This window comes from Nannocystis bainbridge (assembly GCF_028368995.1).
GTDB lineage: Bacteria > Myxococcota_A > Polyangia > Nannocystales > Nannocystaceae > Nannocystis > Nannocystis bainbridge.
The window spans coordinates 978,361-995,993 of the sequence record NZ_JAQNDL010000003.1; the positions used below are offsets into that span (position 1 = coordinate 978,361).

At 71.1% G+C, this 17,633-nt stretch carries 15 protein-coding genes; 10 read left to right on the top strand and 5 right to left on the bottom strand.

The annotated features are described in order from the left end of the window. The first annotated feature begins 101 nt into the window (after nt 1-101). From POL25_RS29230 to POL25_RS29240, 3 genes are all read left to right on the top strand, one after another. A complete protein-coding gene (locus tag POL25_RS29230) occupies nt 102-938 on the top strand; it encodes a hypothetical protein (RefSeq protein ID WP_272089527.1) in 837 nt (278 codons plus the stop codon). 71 nt (nt 939-1,009) lie between these two features. Further along, entirely contained in the window at nt 1,010-1,582 is a 573-nt protein-coding gene (locus POL25_RS29235; protein WP_272089528.1) for an RNA polymerase sigma factor, read from the top strand. Beyond that, the gene (locus tag POL25_RS29240) at nt 1,579-2,499 is read left to right on the top strand and encodes a tetratricopeptide repeat protein (protein WP_272089529.1); all 921 of its coding nucleotides are present in this window, start codon (nt 1,579-1,581) and stop codon (nt 2,497-2,499) included. Before POL25_RS29235 ends, POL25_RS29240 begins: the two co-directional genes overlap by 4 nt. 135 nt (nt 2,500-2,634) lie before the next feature. Here POL25_RS29240 and POL25_RS29245 read toward each other — a convergent pair whose 3' ends face one another. Genes POL25_RS29245 through POL25_RS29260 form a run of 4 tightly spaced genes read right to left on the bottom strand, consistent with a single transcriptional unit; the run spans nt 2,635 to nt 5,952 of the window. Continuing rightward, complete coding sequence (locus POL25_RS29245) at nt 2,635-3,669, bottom strand: MlaD family protein (RefSeq protein ID WP_272089530.1); 1,035 nt, start codon at nt 3,667-3,669, stop codon at nt 2,635-2,637. An 8-nt stretch (nt 3,670-3,677) separates the two neighbouring features. After that, nucleotides 3,678-4,460, bottom strand: a complete 783-nt coding sequence (locus tag POL25_RS29250) for an ABC transporter ATP-binding protein (RefSeq protein WP_272089531.1) — start codon at nt 4,458-4,460, stop codon at nt 3,678-3,680. A 2-nt stretch (nt 4,461-4,462) separates the two neighbouring features. Then, nucleotides 4,463-5,188, bottom strand: coding sequence for an MlaE family ABC transporter permease (locus POL25_RS29255; RefSeq protein WP_272089532.1), 726 nt, complete (start codon nt 5,186-5,188; stop codon nt 4,463-4,465). A gap of 2 nt (nt 5,189-5,190) precedes the next feature. Next, nucleotides 5,191-5,952 (bottom strand): MlaE family ABC transporter permease, encoded by a 762-nt coding sequence (locus POL25_RS29260; protein WP_272089533.1) that lies wholly within the window; start codon nt 5,950-5,952, stop codon nt 5,191-5,193. Nucleotides 5,953-6,430: 478 nt separating this feature from the next. Here POL25_RS29260 and POL25_RS44565 point away from each other — a divergent pair, with 478 nt between their 5' ends. After that, the gene (locus tag POL25_RS44565; RefSeq protein WP_272089534.1) at nt 6,431-8,017 is read left to right on the top strand and encodes a GDSL-type esterase/lipase family protein; all 1,587 of its coding nucleotides are present in this window, start codon (nt 6,431-6,433) and stop codon (nt 8,015-8,017) included. A gap of 84 nt (nt 8,018-8,101) precedes the next feature. Here the strand turns inward: POL25_RS44565 and POL25_RS29270 are convergent, their stop codons facing one another. Then, complete coding sequence (locus tag POL25_RS29270; protein ID WP_272089535.1) at nt 8,102-8,590, bottom strand: hypothetical protein; 489 nt, start codon at nt 8,588-8,590, stop codon at nt 8,102-8,104. A gap of 80 nt (nt 8,591-8,670) precedes the next feature. On the opposite strand from POL25_RS29270, the gene POL25_RS29275 reads away from it, so the two are divergent. From POL25_RS29275 to POL25_RS29300, 6 genes are all read left to right on the top strand, one after another. Further along, nucleotides 8,671-10,188, top strand: a complete 1,518-nt coding sequence (locus tag POL25_RS29275; RefSeq protein WP_272089536.1) for a carboxypeptidase regulatory-like domain-containing protein — start codon at nt 8,671-8,673, stop codon at nt 10,186-10,188. A gap of 969 nt (nt 10,189-11,157) precedes the next feature. Further along, nucleotides 11,158-13,323 (top strand): serine/threonine-protein kinase, encoded by a 2,166-nt coding sequence (locus POL25_RS29280; protein ID WP_272089537.1) that lies wholly within the window; start codon nt 11,158-11,160, stop codon nt 13,321-13,323. 13 nt (nt 13,324-13,336) lie between these two features. After that, on the top strand, nt 13,337-14,635 hold the full coding sequence (locus tag POL25_RS29285) for a vitamin K epoxide reductase family protein (protein ID WP_272089538.1): 1,299 nt from the start codon (nt 13,337-13,339) through the stop codon (nt 14,633-14,635). Nucleotides 14,636-14,650: 15 nt separating this feature from the next. Further along, a complete protein-coding gene (locus POL25_RS29290) occupies nt 14,651-15,766 on the top strand; it encodes a hypothetical protein (RefSeq protein WP_272089539.1) in 1,116 nt (371 codons plus the stop codon). A 6-nt stretch (nt 15,767-15,772) separates the two neighbouring features. Continuing rightward, complete coding sequence (locus POL25_RS29295; RefSeq protein WP_272089540.1) at nt 15,773-16,036, top strand: hypothetical protein; 264 nt, start codon at nt 15,773-15,775, stop codon at nt 16,034-16,036. A gap of 10 nt (nt 16,037-16,046) precedes the next feature. Then, nucleotides 16,047-17,264, top strand: coding sequence for a TlpA family protein disulfide reductase (locus tag POL25_RS29300; protein ID WP_272089541.1), 1,218 nt, complete (start codon nt 16,047-16,049; stop codon nt 17,262-17,264). Nucleotides 17,265-17,633: the final 369 nt, after the last annotated feature.

Consider the following 17,633-nt stretch of genomic DNA (forward strand, 5'->3'; position numbering starts at 1 on the left):
CGCGCGAAGCAATCGCCTCGCACCGGCGCGCCCTGTCGCGCAGGGCCGGCGACCGCCGCGTCGCTGGTCAAACGCCGCGAATTTTGGCACTCCTGCGGACCGTGGCCCTCGCGCCTCAGCTCGCGGTCGTCGCCTGGCTCGCCCTCGCCGCGGCCCCGCTCGAGCTGCAGACCGACGCCGTCGATCCGCGCCTCACCGAAGCCGGCCTGCGCGCGCGCGTCGGCGACGACCTCGACGCGTGGACGCTCCGCGTCCGCCCCGGCCCGACCGAGCGCGAGCTCGAAGTCCGCCTGCGCGGCCCCGACGGCGCCACGCGCACGCGCCGGCTGATCCTCTCCGGCACCACCCGCGAAGACCGCAGCCGCGAGCTCGCCGCCAGCCTCACCCTGCTCATGGATGAGGCTTCGGCCCCCCCACGCGGAGGCAAGCCCGCGACACCGCCCCCACCCGCGCCTCGCGCCCCGACGTCGGGCTGGCTCGGCCTCGGTCCGCGCGTCGAAGCCGGCCCCAAGCTCGCCGAGGGCGGCGTCGACGTGATGGGCGGCGCCTGGCTGCTGCGCGATCACCTGCAACCGATCGCCAGCCTCGGCCTCGGCGGCGCCGCGCCCGAGGACGTGTCCCTGTTTCACCTCCGCTTCGGCGGCGGGCTGGCCGCCGGCGCCTCGCTGCTCGACCGGCGGATCTGGCTCGGAGGACATGTCCTCGCCCACGCGCTGCGCTCGCGACTCCGCGAGCGCGATCATCTCCGCGTCGACTGGATGGCGTCGACGGAGATCGGCGCGACCCTGCAATACCGCGGTCGGCGCCTGTTCCTCGGCGCCCGCACCGGGGTCGATCTCGTGCTGCCGCCGCGTCCGGTGCCAGGCCACGGGGCGCGGATCCGGCGCGGTCCGGCGCAGTGGGTGCTCGGCCTCGTCGTCGGCGTCGTCTTCGGCTGAGCGGCCTTGGATTTGTCGCGGCCGACCCGGTCTATAGCTACGTGTTCAGCTCCGCTACACTCTGGCCGGCCATGACCTCGCGGGCCGCAGTCAGGGACGTGGAGAGCGCCGCCGTCCTGGCGGCCGCGCAGGACGGCGACAGGGCCGCCCAGGCCGCGATCTTCGAGGCCTACAAGGAACGGGTCGCCCGCCAGGTGTTCCGCATGACCGGCGACGCGTCGTCGGTCGACGACCTGGTCCAGGAGGTCTTCATCTCCGCCTTCTCGGCCCTCGGTCGGTTCCGCGGCGACGCCCAGCTCGGCACCTGGCTCTACACCATCGCCGCCAACCGCGTGCGCAACTGGTGGGACTCCCAGCGCCGCCGCCGTCGCCGCGAGGACATCGCCTCGGCCCACGCCGACGACCCCGTGGCCACCCCCGAGGCCGACCTCGAGGCCCGCCAGCAGCGCGACCACCTCTATCGCGCGCTCGGCGAGCTGCCCGACAAGCTGCGCGAGTCGTTCGTCGCCCGCGCGATCGAGGGCATGAATTTGCACGAGGCCTCGGCCGCGCTCGGCGTGCCGATCAGCACCGTCTCTTACCGCACCCGTCGCGCCGAACAGATGCTGTGCGCCGCCCTGGGGATCCCCTGGAGGGATGAATGAGCCCCGATTTTCGCCCCGCCCCCGGCGAGCCCGCCGTCCGTTCGCCCGAGCTGCTGCGCCTGGTCCAGGCCGCCCGAGTCGCGCCACCACCTGTCCTCAAGGCCAGCTCAGACGCCGTGTTCGCCGGCTTCCAGGCCCGCCGCCGCGACCGTCGCCGCCTGGTCGTCGGCGCCGCCGTGGCCGTCGCCGCCGCCGTGGCGCTGCTCTGGGCCCGCCCTTCGTTCATGTCCTCCAGGACAGGTACTTTGGAACCTGTCGCAACGAACAGCATGCAGGCACCCCACGTCGCGCCGCTGCCGGTCCTGGCCGAAGCCGTGCGCGTGGTCGCCGAGGAGGGCCCGCCCGCGGGCGTTCGCGGCGAGTGGCAGGTCGAGCTCGGCGACGGCCGCTACGACGTCACCGTCGCCGCCCACGCTGGCCCCGAGCTGCTGCGCGTCGACACGGCCGGCGGCACCGTCGAGATCGCCCAGGGCCGGGTCGTCATCGTCGTCGCCGGCGCCCGCACCGAGGCCGTCCTGCGCACCGGCGTGGCCACGTGGATCGCCCCCGGCGGCGCCCGCACCCCGCTCGCCGTCGCCCCGGCCGAGGCCAGCCTCGACGACGCACCTGACCCGAAGGCCAGCCCGTCCGACCTCGCCCGCCACGCCGACGCCCTGCTGGCCGCCGGCCGCCGCGACGCCGCCATCCGCGTGCTCGACCTGCTCGTCACCACCCACCCGGACAGCCCCCCGGCCCGCGCCGCCCTGCTCGACCTGGCCCGCCTCCTCAAGGCCGCCTCGCGCGCCGACGAGGCCCGCTGCGCCTACGCGCTCTACCTGGCCCGCTACCCAGGCAAGGAGCAGCTCGCCGATGAGGTCGAAGCCGCCCTGAGCCGCCTCGGCCCCGGCCCCGCCTGCACCGACCTGCGCCCGCGCTGACGCGCCGAGCCTGTCCGTAGGTCATGTCCCTACGGACATGTTCGTGCGGACCTGTCCATTCGAACATGTCCCGAAAGCACGAGAGCGGTCGACGCGTCCTCGGACCCGTCGACCGCCCACAGCGAGCCGCCCCGCTTACTCCTCGAGCTGCTCCAGCTTCTTGCGCACCCCGAACGGCACCGCCAGGCGCACGCGGAAGCCGTCGACCTGGAAGAATTGGCGGATGACCGTCTCGTTGATGGCCGCCGCGCGGTGGGCGATCGTCTGCAGATCCTTGAGCATCGGCATCACCGCCTTGCCGACGCCCTGGAACTCCTCGCTGAGCTTGCGCAGGTTCTTCACCGCCGCGCTGCCGTCGGCCATCATCGACTCGACCTTGCTCGTATCGACCGCGTCGATGAGCTTCTCGACCTTGGCCAGCGCGCGGTCGCCGTCGACGAACAGTTGCTTGCCCTTGGTGATCAGCCCTGGCACTTCACGCCGGAGCTCGGCGAGCACCGCGTCGCCGTTGTCGATCATGCGACCGATCTTGGGGTTCTCGAGGTGCGCCCGCGTCGCCTTGACGATCGCGCGCAGGTCCTCGCGGTTCTCGGCCAGCATCTCCTTCGTGGTGGTGAGCATCGTCTCGACGTCGCCGAGCATGCGATCGAGGCGCTCTTTGGGCAGCCCGCCCTCGTCGAGCGCCTTTGTCAGCGCATCGAAGCGCTTGACGATGCGGACCACGGGGCCGTAGAGCGCCTCGTCGCCCTCGACCACCCCGTTCATCGCGTTGAGCGCCTCGCCGATGTCGACGCTCGGGTCGACGCAGGGGATCTCCGCCCCGGGCGGCAGCGTCGTCCCGCTGTCGGGCTGGCGCAGGTGCAAGAATTTCTCGCCGAGCAGGCCCTTCATCTGCGGCGACGCGCAAGTCTCGGCGAAGATCGGCACATCCGGGTTGATGCGCAGCTCGAGCAGCGCCTTGTTGCCGTCGATCCCGATCTTCTTGATCTGCCCGATCTGCACCCCGGCGATGCGGACCGCGTTGCCTTCGACCAGGCCGCCCGCGTCGTCGAGGTGGAGGCGGTAGTAGGTCCCCGCCTTGGGCAACGCGCCGAGCGTCCACGCCAGCCCGGCCAGCGCGGCCAGGGTCACCGTGACGAAGATTGCGAGGGTTAGGTAGCGCGTGTTCATGCTTCACCTCACAGGACCTGGATCGGCCCCTTCGTGGATCGATCGAAAAATTGATTGATGGCCTCGCCGTTCGACCGGAGCACCTGCTCCTTGGTCCCGAACGTCTGCAGCACACCCTTGTAGAGCAGCCCGATGTGGCTGGCGATGGTGCGCGCCTCGGCGGTGTCGTGGCTGATGACCACGAACGTCATGTTGTACCGGCGGTGCAGATCGAGGATCAGGTCGTCGAGCGTCGCCGACATCACCGGGTCGAGGCCCGACGACGGCTCGTCGCACAGCACGATCCTCGGCTGCAGCGCGATCGCCCGGGCGAACGCCACCCGCTTGCGCATCCCGCCGCTCAGCTCCGCCGGCATCTTGCGCTGCACGTCCTTCAGCCCGACCGCGTCCAGGTACTCCTTGACCCGCTGCGCGATCTCCGTCTCCGACATCTTCTCGTGCTGCCGCAGCGGGAACGCCACGTTGTCGCCGACGCACATGTCGTCGAACAGCGCCCCGTCCTGGAACAGCATCCCGAACTTGCGGCGCAGCGCGAACAGCTTGTCGCGGTCGGCCGAGCGGCGCTCGTCGAGCGCCGTGATGTCCTCGCCCTCGATGAAGATCCGGCCCGAGTCCGGCTTCATCAGCCCGACCAGGCAGCGCAGCAGCACCGACTTGCCCGTGCCCGACGGCCCGAGCATCACCAGGATCTTGCCTGCGGGCAGCACCAGCGACACCTCGTGCAGCACGCGGTTGGGCCCGAACGACTTGCAGACCCTCTCGAGCGTGATCGCTGGCGCTTGCTCGGCCATCCTCACCTCACGTACAGCAGCGCCGAAAGGAACATGTTGAGGACGATGCACAGCACCGCCGAGTGGACGATCGCGCGATTGGTCGCGACCCCGACGCCCTCCGCTCCGTCGCGCTTGAGCGCGCGGTAGCCGTGGTAGCAGGACACGAGCGCCACCAGCCAGCCGAACACCACGCCCTTGAACACACCGGCGGCCAGATCCTCGAGGTGGACGATGTCGCGGACCTGCTCCATGAAGGTCCCGCCGTTGACCCCCATCTGATCGACCGCCGCCCAGTAGCTGGCCGCCAGGCCGACCACGTCGGCGTAGCCGCACAGCAGCGGCAGCATCAACGTCACCGCCCACAGCCGCGGCGCCACCAGGTGGCGCATCGGGTCGACCGCCATCACCTCGAGCGCCTCGACCTGCTCGCTGATCTGCATGTTGGCCAGGCTCGCCGCCAGCGTCGCGCCGATGCGCGCCCCGCAGATCACCGCCGCCATCACCGGGTACAGCTCGCGGATCCCTCCGACCCCGCAGAACAGCCCCAGCAGGTCCTGCCCGCCGAAGCGGACGAACGTGCCGTAGGCCTGCACCGACAGGTTCATCCCCGCGAAGATCGTCAGCAGCGTCAGCAGCGGCAGGCTGCCGACCCCGGCGTCGAGCGCGTGGCGCACGAACTCGTCGCGCGGCGGCAGCCCGCTGAACTGGGCGACGAGCGCGCGGCGGACGAAGTGCAGGAACTCCACGCCTACACCCCCAACCTTAGAAGCGCCATGCTGACGAAGTAGTCCGCCACGAGGATCAGCACGATCGTCATGGTCACCGTGTCGTTGGCCGCCTTGCCGACCCCGGCCGCGCCGCCCGACGTGCGCAGCCCGAGGAAGCCCGCGATCAGGCCCACGGCTGTCCCGAAGGCCATGCACTTGCCGAGCCCGACCCACAGGTCGACCAGCGACACCTGCGCATAAAGATTGGCGAGGAACGACCCGTGGTCGACCCCCATCACCGGCACCGCGAAGAACCACCCGCTCAGCAGCCCGAGCAGCGTCGTCAGCACGCTGAGCAGCGGCGTCACGATCACGCAGGCGATCAGCCCTGGCACCACCACGTAGCGGATCGGGTCGACCGACATCACCGCCAGCGCGTCGATCTGCCCGCGCACCTTCATCGTGCCGATGCGCGCCGCGATCGACGAGCCCGCCTGCGCCGCCACCATCACCGACGCCAGCGCCGGGCTGTACTCGCGGAAGATCGCCGTCGCCAGCAGCGACGACAGCAGGCTCTCGGCCCCGAACATGCGGAACAGCCCCGCGCCCTGCAGCGAGATCACGGCGCCCACCGGCGCGACCGCGAGCCCGACCGGGATCAGACAGCGCCGGATCAGCAGGTCCATCACCCGCAACGTTTCATGCAGGTAACGCGGACCCGTCAGCAGACCACGACAAACAGCACAGAGGAACTCGACGAACGCGGCGCACGCTTCAAACCAGCGCAACGACCGGTTCAACACGGCCGCCTCCCCGGTTTGTGAAATGTCGCCGACATGGTCCCTCGTGCCTTTTAACCGTGGACCAGGTCCGGAGCGCAACAAAATTCTCGGCTTCGCCCATCATCCCGGGACCGCTGTGCAGCCGCATGCACGACCGCTGCCAGCCGACTCGCCGGGCGGCCCTGCCTGCGGCGCGGCGTTTTCAGGAGCCTTGTTCTTTCCGCCCGGAACGCGGCTCGGCCGCCTGCTCGAATGCGCGCAGAGCCTTACCAGACGCCTCGGAACGCCGGTCCTCGGCAAATTTGACTCCCTGCGCGCGAGCGGCCAATGTTCCCGGGTGAAGCCGGTGAACATACGGCTCGTAACGGCGGCGGTCGGGGCCTCTTTTGGCCTCGCGTGCGGCCCCGGATGCGTCACGCCCGGGCCTGCGCAACAAGCACAAGCTGTCGCCCCTCCCGATCCCGCGCCTGGTTCCGGCGGCGCGCCCGAGCCGGTGCAGGTGCACGTACCGCCGCCGCCAGGGCCCACCCCCGCGCTCACCGACGCCGCGCGAGACGCCCGACTGTGGGCTCAGCGGGCGATCCTCGGCGAGCGGGCGGCCTTGCTGGAAGACAGCGCCGGCCAGCCGTTCCCCGTGATCCCCGTCGCAGCCGGGACCGAGCTGCAGGCCGCGATCATGCCCGGCGCCGGCGCCGGCAACCTCGACGCCTTGCCCGGCAGCGAGGGCACCGGAGCGGGCGGCATCGGCCTCGCGCCGGCGATCAACGGCAACGCCCTCGGCCAGTTCATCCTGCTCCAGCGCGGCGCCGACGACCCGCTGCGGCACTTCCACGAGGCCCTGCGGCGCCTCGAGCAGGGCCTCGACGAGGACGGCAAGGTCCGCGTGCTCCTCTACGGCGCCTCGCACACCGCCGCCGACATCTACCCGACCTACCTGCGCGCCTACTTGCAAAAGCGCTTCGGCGACGGCGGCCTCGGCTTCTATCCGCTCGCCAAGCCGAGCAAATACTCGCGGCCCTACGGCTGCACGATCGACAGCTCGCGCGGCTGGAAGGTCGAGCACGCCCAGCGCTCGGAGGCGCGTGACGACGGCTACTTCGGCCTCCTGGGCGCCAGCGCCTCGGCCAGCAAGAAGCGCGACACGACCCGCGTCACCTTTAACCCGCCGATCGATCGCAAGGCCGAGCCGCCCGCGGTCAGCCGCTACGACCTCTTCTTCCTGCGCCAGCCTGGCGGCGGCAAGTTCCAGGTGCTGTTCGCCGGCAAAAAGGCCTTCATCGTCGACACCAAGGCCAAGCAGGCCGGCCCCGGCTACCACAGCTTCGAGCGCCCCGGTCCGCCCGAGGCCATCGAGGTCCGGCCCATGGGCGACGGCGAGGTGCGCCTGTTCGGCGTCACCGTCGAGAACGAGGCCAAGGGCGTCGTCGTCGACACGCTCGGCATCGGCGGCACGCGGGCCTCGAACCACCTCAAGTGGGACGAGTTCGTTTGGGCCGACAACTACAAGCGCCGCGACCCTGACCTCGTCATCCTCGCCTACGGCAGCAACGAGTCGGTCGACGACGACCAGCCGATCGGCGTCTACAAGAACAACCTGCGCGAGGTCCTGGCTCGCCTGCGCCGCGCCTCGCCCGACACCAGCTGCGTGCTCGTCGGCCCCGGCGACTTCCCGCTCAAGCGCCCCGACAACTCGCTCGGCCCGCGCCCGCGCGTCGCCGACATCGTCGCCGCCCAGCGCGAGCTCGCCAGCGAGGCCGGCTGCGCCTTCTGGGACACCGTCCAGTTCATGGGCGGCGAGGGCTCGATGGCCTACTGGGCCTCGGCCCAGCCGGCCATGGCGATGTCCGACCACCTCCACCTCAACCGCCGCGGCTACACCCGCATGGGCATGGCCCTCGCCGACGCCCTGATGTTCGACTTCGACGGCGGGCCCACGCTCGACCCCGGCGGCGACCCCTTGCTCGCCCGCGAGGCCCCGCAGCCCGACCCCACCGTGCCCCCCGGCGCCGTCCCGGCCGAGCCCGCCAAGCCCGCGCCCGACCCCGAGGCCCCGCCGCTCGCGGTCGTCCCCGCCTCCGCGCCCTGACTTCCTCACGCGGGCCGCGGCCCGTGCGAGCGCCTGTCCCTTCGACCAGGTCGAGCCGCGCGCGAGCCTCGACTTCGTCCTCTTTTAAAATCTCAGACCGAACGTCAGCCCGACGTGCGTCTGTCCGTTCGACCATGGCCGAAGAGACATCTTGTTCCCCGGCTGCCCGGACTTCCACGCCTTGCGCGCGACGATCCCGCGGCGCAGCAGGAAGCCGCCGCCGACCGCGATCGGCACCGCGAACGCGAACGACAGCGAGCTCGACACCACCGCCGCGACGAACGGGTCGCCGCCGAGCGGACCGGAGCAGACCACAGTCTCGTCGATCTCCGACATCGCCCCCGACCTGCACGCCTCGCGCACCCGCGCCGCCCGCACCGCCTCGAACGTGCCGACCCCGACCAGCGCCGCCGCCACCGCGGTCGTCACCGCGCCGAGCCCGATCTCGACATCGCCGCGCTCGCTGAGCGGCGCGCGCGAGGGTGGGGGCTGACGCGGAGGTACGACGACCGCAGCCCCCGATCCGCGGGCGCACCCGCACAGCATCGCCACGATCGTCGCCAGCGCTCGCATCCTTCGCCTCCCGTTCTACCCGAAAGCCCGAGCCCCAGGCCACCGCCGATCGCGTAGGCTCGCCGGCATAGGAGAGTTCCATGGCAAAACGCGCCGAGCGCATCGCCTCCGCCTGCATCGCTTCCACCTTGCTGGCCGTCGCCTGCGGCGACTCGTCCCAGGTCAGCGGCACTGACACTGCCCCGACCTCGACCGCCCCGACCGGCCTCACCCTCGACCCGACCGCCGGCACCACCGCGACCGCCACCACCGACCCCGGCACCACCGGCGATCCCACCGACACCACCACCACGTCGAGCACCACCGTCACCCCGCCGACCTCGACGACCAGCATCACCGACCCGACGGCCACCGATCCGAGCACGTCGACCACCGAGCCGTGCATCGGCCTCGAGTGCCAGATCGATCCGTGCGGCGGTGACCCGAACAAGACCACCGTCTCGGGCATCGTGTTCGCGCCCGAGGGCACCCTCCCGCTCTACAACATCACCGTCTACGTCCCCGCCGCCCCGCTCGATCCGGTCGTCGAGGGCGTCACCTGTGACACCTGCGGCGACGGCCTGCCCGGCGACCCGATCGTCGCCACCCTCACCAACACCAGGGGCGAGTTCACCCTCGCCGGCGTGCCCGCCGGGCAGAACATCCCGCTCGTCGTCAGCGTGGGCAAGTGGCGCCGCGAGGTCGTCCTGCCCGAGGTCGTCGCCTGCAGCGACAACCTCGCCCCTTACGACCTCACGCGCCTGCCCAAAAACCAGAGCGAGGGCCACATCCCCAAGATCGCCATGGTCACTGGCGGCGCCGACCCGCTCGAGTGTCTGCTGCGCAAGATCGGCATCGAGGACGGCGAGTTCACCCCCGAAGCCGGCAGCGGCCGCGTCAACCTGTTCGAGGGCCAGGGCGGCGCCGACCGCTTCAGCGACGACCTCAACCGCGGCGCCGACTTCTCCGGCGCCAGCACCCTGTGGGGCAGCCTCGACACCTACAAGCAGTACGACATGGTCCTGATGGCCTGCGAGGGCGGGCAGAACGGCGGCGCCAAGTCGAACGCGATGCGCCAGAACCTGGTCGACTACGCCGGCCTCGGCGGGCGGATCTTCCTGTCCCACTGGCACAACATCTGGATCGAGGACGGCCCCGACCCGTGGCCGAGCACCGCCGATTTCGTCAGCGAGCCCGACCTGCCGAACCCCGTCACCGGCAAGATCGACACCACCTTCCCCAAGGGCCTGGCGCTGGCCGATTGGATGCTGCACGTCGGCGGCTCCGACGTCCACGGCGAGATGCAGATCAAGGAGGCGCAGTACACCGTCGACTCGGTCAACGCCATGACCTCGACGCGGTGGGTCTACACCGACTCGCCCGAGAACACGGTCCAGTACTTCACCTTCAACGCCCCCGTCGGCGTGCCCTCCGAGCAGCAGTGCGGCCGCGTGGTCGACAGCGACATCCACGTCTCCTCCGGCGACCAGATCGGCGAGCCGTTCCCCTCCGGCTGCGAGACCCAGGGCCTGACACCGCAGGAGAAGGCCCTCGTGTTCATGTTCTTCGAGCTCTCGGCCTGCCTGATCCCCGACGACGAGGATCCCATCCCCGGATGAACCTTCGGGCATGTCCATGAGGACATGTCCCAAAGGCCCGCCACGGCCGCCCCGCGGGTGACGACGCACCTCCGTCGCCGTCACGCGCGATGCACGGCCCCCGCGAGCAGGTCGCTCCCCGTCGCCGCTCGCGGCGCCGGCCGGGCCGATCTCCTCGTGGCCGTCTGCGCGCGCACCCCGGCAAGCAGATCCGCGATGTCGCGTTCCGAGGTCGCCGCCCGCCTCGCGGCGGAGGCCCGCGCTCGCCGAAGTACGCCGCGCCCCTGCCCCTGAACGCGGACCTCGGTCCTGCGCTCGCCAGTCGCACGCGTCGCGCCCCGCCGCGTGACCCTCTCATCGGCCTCGCATCGAGCGCCGCGCGAGCGCGGCGCACGGCTTTCATCCGCGTCACTGAACCGCGTGCGACGCTCGCCACCATCGAAGCGCGAGCGCTCCACGAAGCGCGCGGCGCCTGTCCTCTGCCAGCGCTCGACCCCTCGCGACTCATCGCCGCGAGCGTCTGCGCCTGCTCTCCGGGACATCCACCAGACGCCGGCTGCGCACCCGTGATGACGCGAGGACGCGGCGACGCCGGGATCTCGCCGCAAACGGTTCGCGGCGCGCGGGTCCGCGGGCGCGCACCTCCACGCGCGGGCGGACCGGCCCTCGGGCCGGCCCCCACCAGTTCCCGCGCGTCCCCGTCCGTGGTGCGGCAGATCGCCGGGACCGGCGTTGACATGTCCCGAGAGACATGTCGTCTCGCGCGATCGCGCCCGCCCCTGCGACGCGGCACGCGGGCGTGTTCGCGCCGCGCGGCATGGCCCTTCGGACATCTTGCCGGCGCGGCGCACACAACTCTTCGTCGCGTTGTCGCCGTCGCGCCTCAGTGTCCTGTAAGATGAGACCCCTGATATGCCGCCCAACGATCCCAGGCCGCCTGCGAAACCGGTGCCGCGGCCCCGTCCCGCCGCCCCTGCCAGCGCTGGCGAGATGAGGGCGCCCGGCAAGCCGCCCGCCTCGCAGGCCGGCAACGCCGCGGCCCCGGGCAAGCCGCCCGCCGCCCGCACGCCCACGCGGCCTGGCACCGGGTCGCTGCCTGGCGTCACGCCCACGCGGCCCGGCACCGCCGCGCCGGCCGGCGGCACGCCCACGCGGCCCGGCGTCGCCTCGACTCCCACGCGGCCCGGCACCGCCTCGCCGACCGGCGCCGCGACCTCGCGGCCCTCCACGCCCACGCGGCCCGGCACCGCCGCGGCTGGCGCGGCTCCTGCCCGCCCTGCCCCGGCCAAGCCGCCCGCGCCGATCGGCCCCGGCTCGGTGCTCGACGGTCGCTACAAGCTCGAGCAGCCGCTCGGCTCCGGCGGCATGTCGACGGTCTATCGCGGCACCCACACCCGCACCGGCGGCAAGCTGGCGATCAAGCTGCTCGACCCGCGGCTGTCGGGCAAGGCCGACATGCAGCAGCGCTGCCTCGCCGAGGCGCGGGCCATGATGGACATTACGAGCAACCACGTCGTGCGCGCCTACGACGTCGGCCAGACCCCCTCGGGGCAGGTGTACATCGTCATGGAGTACCTCGAGGGCGAGGACCTCGATCACATGCTCCAGCGCGAGGGCCCGCTGCCGTGGCACCGCCTGGCGAGCATGGCCATGCAGATCTGCAGCGGCCTCAGCTCGGCCCACGCCAAGGGCACCTACCACCGCGACATCAAGCCGCAGAACTGCTTCCGCGTCACCCTCGATCGCAACCCCGATCACGTCAAGCTCATCGACTTCGGCATCGCCAAGGACACCAACAGCGGCCAGGAGCTGACGCAAGACGGCGTCCTGCTCGGCACGCCGGAGTACATGGCGCCGGAGCTGATCGCCACCAACGCGACCCCCGACGCCCGCTCCGACATCTACGCCGTCGGCGCGACGCTCTACAAGCTCATCACCGGCACCCCGCCGTTCTCGAGCAAGAACGTCCTCGACCTCCTCTACCACCAGAAGCACACCGCGCCCGAGCTGCCGAGCCAGCGCGCGCCCGACCGCAACATCCCCAAGATCGCCGATCAGATCCTGCTCAAGACGCTGGAGAAGGACCCGGCCAAGCGCTACCAGAGCGCCGACGAGTTCGGCCAGGCGCTGCTCGAGTCGTTCGAGGCCGTGGTCGGCGCGCCGATGGTGCGGCACATGAGCCAGCCGTTCTTGATGGCGATCCCCGAGCGCTCGCGGCCCGGGACCACGCCGATCGGCACCGTCGCGCCGGCGAACTCCACGCCGCAGGGCACCCCGCGGCCGGGCGCCACCCCGCTCGGCACGCCGACCCTCGACGACGCCGAGTCGGCCACCCACTCGAGCGACCCCGTCGTGCGCGACGAGCTGTCGCGCTCGCACCAATACGACACCGACGCCCCGCGCCCGGTCACCGGCAAGGACCTCGTGTCTCGCGGCGGCACCCTGCTGTCGCTCGCGCTGGCGTTCGGCCTCGCCTCCTGGCTGGCCGCGCCGACGCCGGGACCGGGCGACGCCGTCGCCGCCGCCGCGGCCGCCGACCTGCCCGAGCCCGAGCCCGCCAAGGTCGAGGAGCCGCCGGTCGTCAACCCGCCGCCGAACGACCCGCCGCCTGTCCTCGAGGACACAAAGCCGCCCGAGCCGATCAACGTCCCGCCTGTCCCCGAGGACACCAAGGTCGAGACCCCGACGGTCCCCGACACCAAGGTCGAAGTCGCCCCGCTGATCGCCGACACCAAGATCGAGGCCCCGCCGCCGGAACCGACCAAGGTCGAGCCGACGCCTGTCCCCGAGGACACAAAGCCGCCCGAGCTGGCCAAGACCGCCGAGCCCGCCGCGGCCGGCGTGCCCGACCCCGACTTCGGCTACCGCAGCGCCGAGAAGGAGCTGCGCGACCAGCACAAGTTCCTCCAGAACTGCCTCGACGGCGCCGGCCAGAGCACCGGCAAGCTCAAGTTCACCATCGAGGTCCGCAAGTCGGGCATGCCGCCGCACAAGATCAAGGTCATCTCGAGCAACGCCGCGGTGCGGACCTGCGTGCGCGGCCTGTTCGAGCAGTTCCCGTTCGACTCCAGCCCGCGCGGCGGCGCCTTCTCGTACTCCTACAACAACGGCAAGACCTCCTTCGAGAAGCTGCCGCTGTCGACCCCCACTCCCTAGAGGTCTTCGGGACATGTCCTCCACGACATCTCAGGACAAGCCGCCGGGCATCGCCCGCTTCGGCGCCGGCGCGGCCCTGCTGCTCAGCCTGCTCGGCATCGGCGTCGGCGCCTACCTCACCGTCCTCAAGTTTCGCATGACCTTCACCCCGTGCGCGTCGACCAAGGGCGCCTGCGCGATCGGTGGCATGTCCTGCGAGGACGCGCTGCAGAGCAGTTGGTCGACCCTGTTCGGCCTGCCGATCTCGCTGTGGGGCTCGGCCTTCTACATGGTCGTCGCGGTGATCGCCGGCGGCCTGTTCCTCCGCTCCGATTTCCTGCGCGGCGCGGCCCGCCCGCTGCTGCTCGGCCTGGCCCTGTTCGACATCGCCATCAGCGCCGTTTACGGCAGCTACGCCTTCTTGATCCTCAAGGCGCCCTGCCCCTACTGCCTGTCGCTCTACGTCATCAGCGCCTTACTGCTGATGAGCGCCCTGTTCACCGTCCACGGCGCCCCGCGCGGCCTGTGGAAGCGGCTGACCACGCGGCGCCAGGCCGACCTGCTCGACGCCGTGTTCATCGCCGGCGTCGTGTTCGTCGTCGGCCTCGGCGTGCAGTCGCTCGGCTTCCAGGCCACCCGTCGGTTCGTCGACGCCAACACCGGCTGTGTCGCCCCGACCACCGCCCTCCCGGCCACCGTGATCGTCACCGGCGCCGCCGAGCCCAAGGTCGGCATCGCCCTGTTCCTCGACCTCAGCTGCCCGCACTGCTCGAACGAGTTCCGCAACGTCGGCCGGGCCGTGCGCAGCAAGGAGCTCGACGTACCGACGCGGGTCTACGTGTTCCACACCCCGCGCGCCGCCTGCGACACCGACGCCTTCCCGGCCGGCTACCCCAAGCACCACCCTGACGCCTTCAACGGCGGCGCCTGCCTCGCGGCCAAGGCCGCCGAGTGCGTCGAGAAGCTGCGGCCCGGCGCCGGCTTCGACATGATCGCCGGCCTGTTCGCCCTCCAGGCCGATCCGGACCCGAGCGGCGGCCCCTTGTTCAGCCCCGAGCGGGTCGCCAACAAGGCCGTCGACATCGGCCTCGAGATCGACCCTGACGACCGGGACAACGAGCTGTTCCAGTGCATCAACAACGACAAGGACGGGCCGACGCGGATCACCGCGCACCAGAAGTACGCCGTCGAGCAGGACTACAAGGTCCCGACCGGCTACGTGTTCCCGATCGAGAACGGCGCCCCGCGCCTCGACACCGTCAACCACCTGCAGTCCGACTACACCGCCCGCGCGATCATCAACATCGTGCGCGGCATGGTGAAGACGCCCTGACCCGAGCTGGCACGCATGGCCTCCGAGTTCGACACGACGACCAAGCTCCTGCTGGTGCTGACCGGCTTCATGGCCCTCATGGTGCTGCTCATCGCCTACGTGGCGCTGTTCCGCACCGAGGACCCGCTGCTGGCCCAGGCCGCCGGTGAACAGGGCGCACCGACCGTCAACGCGCCCGCGACCGACTGCGACGCCAGCACGCCCGAGGGCAGCGCCAAGTGCCCGCCCGGGCAGTACTGCATGGGTGACAAGTGCGCCGCGATCGACGACCTCGCCATCTGCGGCGAGGGCGACAGCTGCCGCGACTGCGACTGCGAGATGCCGCTCGTGTGCCACCAGATGCGCTGCCAGGACCCGAGCAAGCTCGAGCGGGCCCCGCTCGAGTGCGCCCGCAACGAGGAGCTGGCCAAGGCCGTCCGCAACCTGCAGAACAAGTGTGCCAGCCGCGACAAGAGCCTCGGCGACCTGGTCTCGACCCGCTCGTGCACCCCGTCGGACTGGGAGCAGCTGGCGATCGACGACCCGCAGTTCGACCTGATCCTCGCCGCCTTCCCTGGCCGCTTCTCGGTCCACTACCCGACCGGCCTGCCGAAGAAGGGCACCAACTGGCCGACCAAGACGGTGCGCGACCACTACAAGACCCAGATCCGCCGCTTCAAGGACGAGCTGACCCGGGCCAAGCAGGTGTTCGTGATCGGCCGCGCCTCGCCCGACGGCGACCGCCAGCAGAACCACGACCTCGCCGTGCGGCGCATGGACATGGTCACCCAGATCCTCGGCGAGGTCGTCAACGAGGGCCTGGCCGAGACCGATCGCAAGCAGATCCCGATCCAGCCGTTCGCCATGCGCGACGCCAAGCCGCTCAACCCCGAGCGGTTCAAGAAGAGCTACCTCGACGTCGAGGACAAGCCCGCCAACAAGACCCCGTCGCCGGTGGTCGCCTGGGACGACACCAACCAGAAGCGCATGCAGAGCCTCCTCGACGGCGCCATCGACCTCAAGGACCAGAGCTCGCGCGACTGGACCGAGCTGTTCAACGCCATCAACCGCGTCGTCCTCGTCGTCCCGATCCCCTGCGACGGCACCGAGTACAAGCCGCCCAAGACCATCCTCGACGAGTCCGCCGGCTGAACCACCATGTCCAGCGCACCGACGCCGCCCCTGCTCGCCTACAAGCTGGTCGCCATCCTGACGACCTTCATCGCCGGCGTCAGCCTGCTGGTCGCCGTCATGCTCATGATCCGCGTCGACAAGGCCCGCGACCTGCTGCAGAGCAAGCTGCAGGCCTGCCCGTGCTGCAGCGAGGCGCTCGCCAATCCGCCCGCGAGCCCGCCGCAGCAGCCGGTCAACATGCCGGTCAACACCCCGGTCAACCACCCGGTCAACGCCCCCAAGACCTGACCGAGAGACCATGTCCGAGCCGACCCGCCTCGACCTCAAGGACGCCGACCCCGCGCGGGCCAAGGCGCGGGTGTACGTCCGCTGGGCGGTCATCAACGTCCTGCTGACCACCCTCGCCTGCGGCCTCGCCCTGCTGATCTGGCTCAAGGAGGGCGACGTGCGGCGCCAGCTCGCGCGCGTCATGCAGCGCGAGAAGCAGGGCTGCGTCGACACCACGCGCGTGCTCGAGACCAAGACCGCGCTGATCGTCGACCCCGAGGAGGTCGCGCCGCCGCAGGACCAGCCGCGCAGCGGCTACGTCGGCAAGTTCGGGACCCAGATCTCGCCGGCCATGCTGGTCAAGCTCGAGGCCATCCGCGACCCCAGGAAGCCGGCCGTCGAGGTCCGCTTCGGCGCGCAGGAGGTCCTGCCGTCGCAGGCGGTCCACGTCGTCAACCTGTGGGCGACCTGGTGCGGCCCGTGCAAGGCCGAGATGCCTGACTTCAAGGCCATGTTCGCCCACAAGGCCGAGACGTGGGCCGACGCCGTCAAGTTCGTCCCCGTCCAGCTCAAGGACAACACCGACCCGCGCAAGTCCTACCAGGACTTCGCCGACATCATGCCGCCCTCCGCCGTCAAGCTGGCCGACCGCAGCTACGACGAGAAGTTCGTCAAGGTGCTCGAGAGCGAAGACCAGCGCCAGCTGTTCCGCGGCAACCTGCCTGTCACCTTCGTCCTCGACTGCAACCGCCGCGTCCGCTGGGCCAAGTTCGAGCAGCTCACGGAGGCCGACTTCGAGGACCTCGAGAAGCACCTCGACCAGCTGCACGCCGAGCTCGCCGACGACTCGCCCGACGCCTGGTGTAAGAAGCCGTGGCCCGGCAACGGCCGCTGCGAGGGCAAGGAGAACACCGCCGCCCACCACAGCCCCGAGGACTGCGGCGAGCTCAAGAAGCGCGGCCCGGCCGTCGAGACCCCGGTGCTCCCGCCGATCGAGCCGACCCCCGAGGCCTGCCCCGCGGGCCAGTTCCGCGCCGCCGACGGCCGCTGCTCCCGCCTCAAAGGCGCCCCCGTGATCCCCAAGGTCGAAAAGCCCCAGGGCCCCAAGACCTGCGGCAACGGCGTGTGCGAGCCCGCCCGCGGCGAGAGCAGCCAGACCTGCTGCCAGGACTGCCCCTGCGACGCCCCCCTGGTCTGCAAGCTCGACGCCAGCGACCGCCACACCTGCCAGGCCAAGGGACTTAAATAGGGCTGTCCTCCCGGGCATGTCCCTCGGAACATGCCCTCATGAACCTGTGCGATCGGGCATGCTCCGAACGCCGGGCCATCGAACACCCGCCGAGCCGCTCGCCAGCCCCGCGCTCACCCGCAAGCGCCTGTCCCAAAGGACACCTCGCTCGTCTAACGACGACCGAGCGCCTCCGCACCCGGGCCGCCGCGTCCTCGTCAGCGACATGTCCCCAAGGACACTTCACTCGCTGAACGACGACCGAGCGACTCTGCACCCTGGCGGCCGCGTCCTCGTCCGCGACATGTCCCCAAGGACACTTCGCTCGTTGAACGACGACCCGAGCATCCCGTCGCGAAAACGACGACCGAGCGCCTCCGCACCCTGGCC

Coding starts and splice junctions, on each gene's coding strand:
- POL25_RS29235 (WP_272089528.1), top strand. CDS start 1,010: ATGACCTCGCGGGCCGCAGTCAGGGACGTGGAGAGCGCCGCCGTCCTG.
- POL25_RS29240 (WP_272089529.1), top strand. CDS start 1,579: ATGAGCCCCGATTTTCGCCCCGCCCCCGGCGAGCCCGCCGTCCGTTCG.
- POL25_RS29245 (WP_272089530.1), bottom strand. CDS start 3,669: ATGAACACGCGCTACCTAACCCTCGCAATCTTCGTCACGGTGACCCTG.
- POL25_RS29250 (WP_272089531.1), bottom strand. CDS start 4,460: ATGGCCGAGCAAGCGCCAGCGATCACGCTCGAGAGGGTCTGCAAGTCG.
- POL25_RS29270 (WP_272089535.1), bottom strand. CDS start 8,590: ATGCGAGCGCTGGCGACGATCGTGGCGATGCTGTGCGGGTGCGCCCGC.
- POL25_RS29275 (WP_272089536.1), top strand. CDS start 8,671: ATGGCAAAACGCGCCGAGCGCATCGCCTCCGCCTGCATCGCTTCCACC.
- POL25_RS29280 (WP_272089537.1), top strand. CDS start 11,158: ATGAGGGCGCCCGGCAAGCCGCCCGCCTCGCAGGCCGGCAACGCCGCG.
- POL25_RS29285 (WP_272089538.1), top strand. CDS start 13,337: ATGTCCTCCACGACATCTCAGGACAAGCCGCCGGGCATCGCCCGCTTC.
- POL25_RS29290 (WP_272089539.1), top strand. CDS start 14,651: ATGGCCTCCGAGTTCGACACGACGACCAAGCTCCTGCTGGTGCTGACC.
- POL25_RS29295 (WP_272089540.1), top strand. CDS start 15,773: ATGTCCAGCGCACCGACGCCGCCCCTGCTCGCCTACAAGCTGGTCGCC.
- POL25_RS29300 (WP_272089541.1), top strand. CDS start 16,047: ATGTCCGAGCCGACCCGCCTCGACCTCAAGGACGCCGACCCCGCGCGG.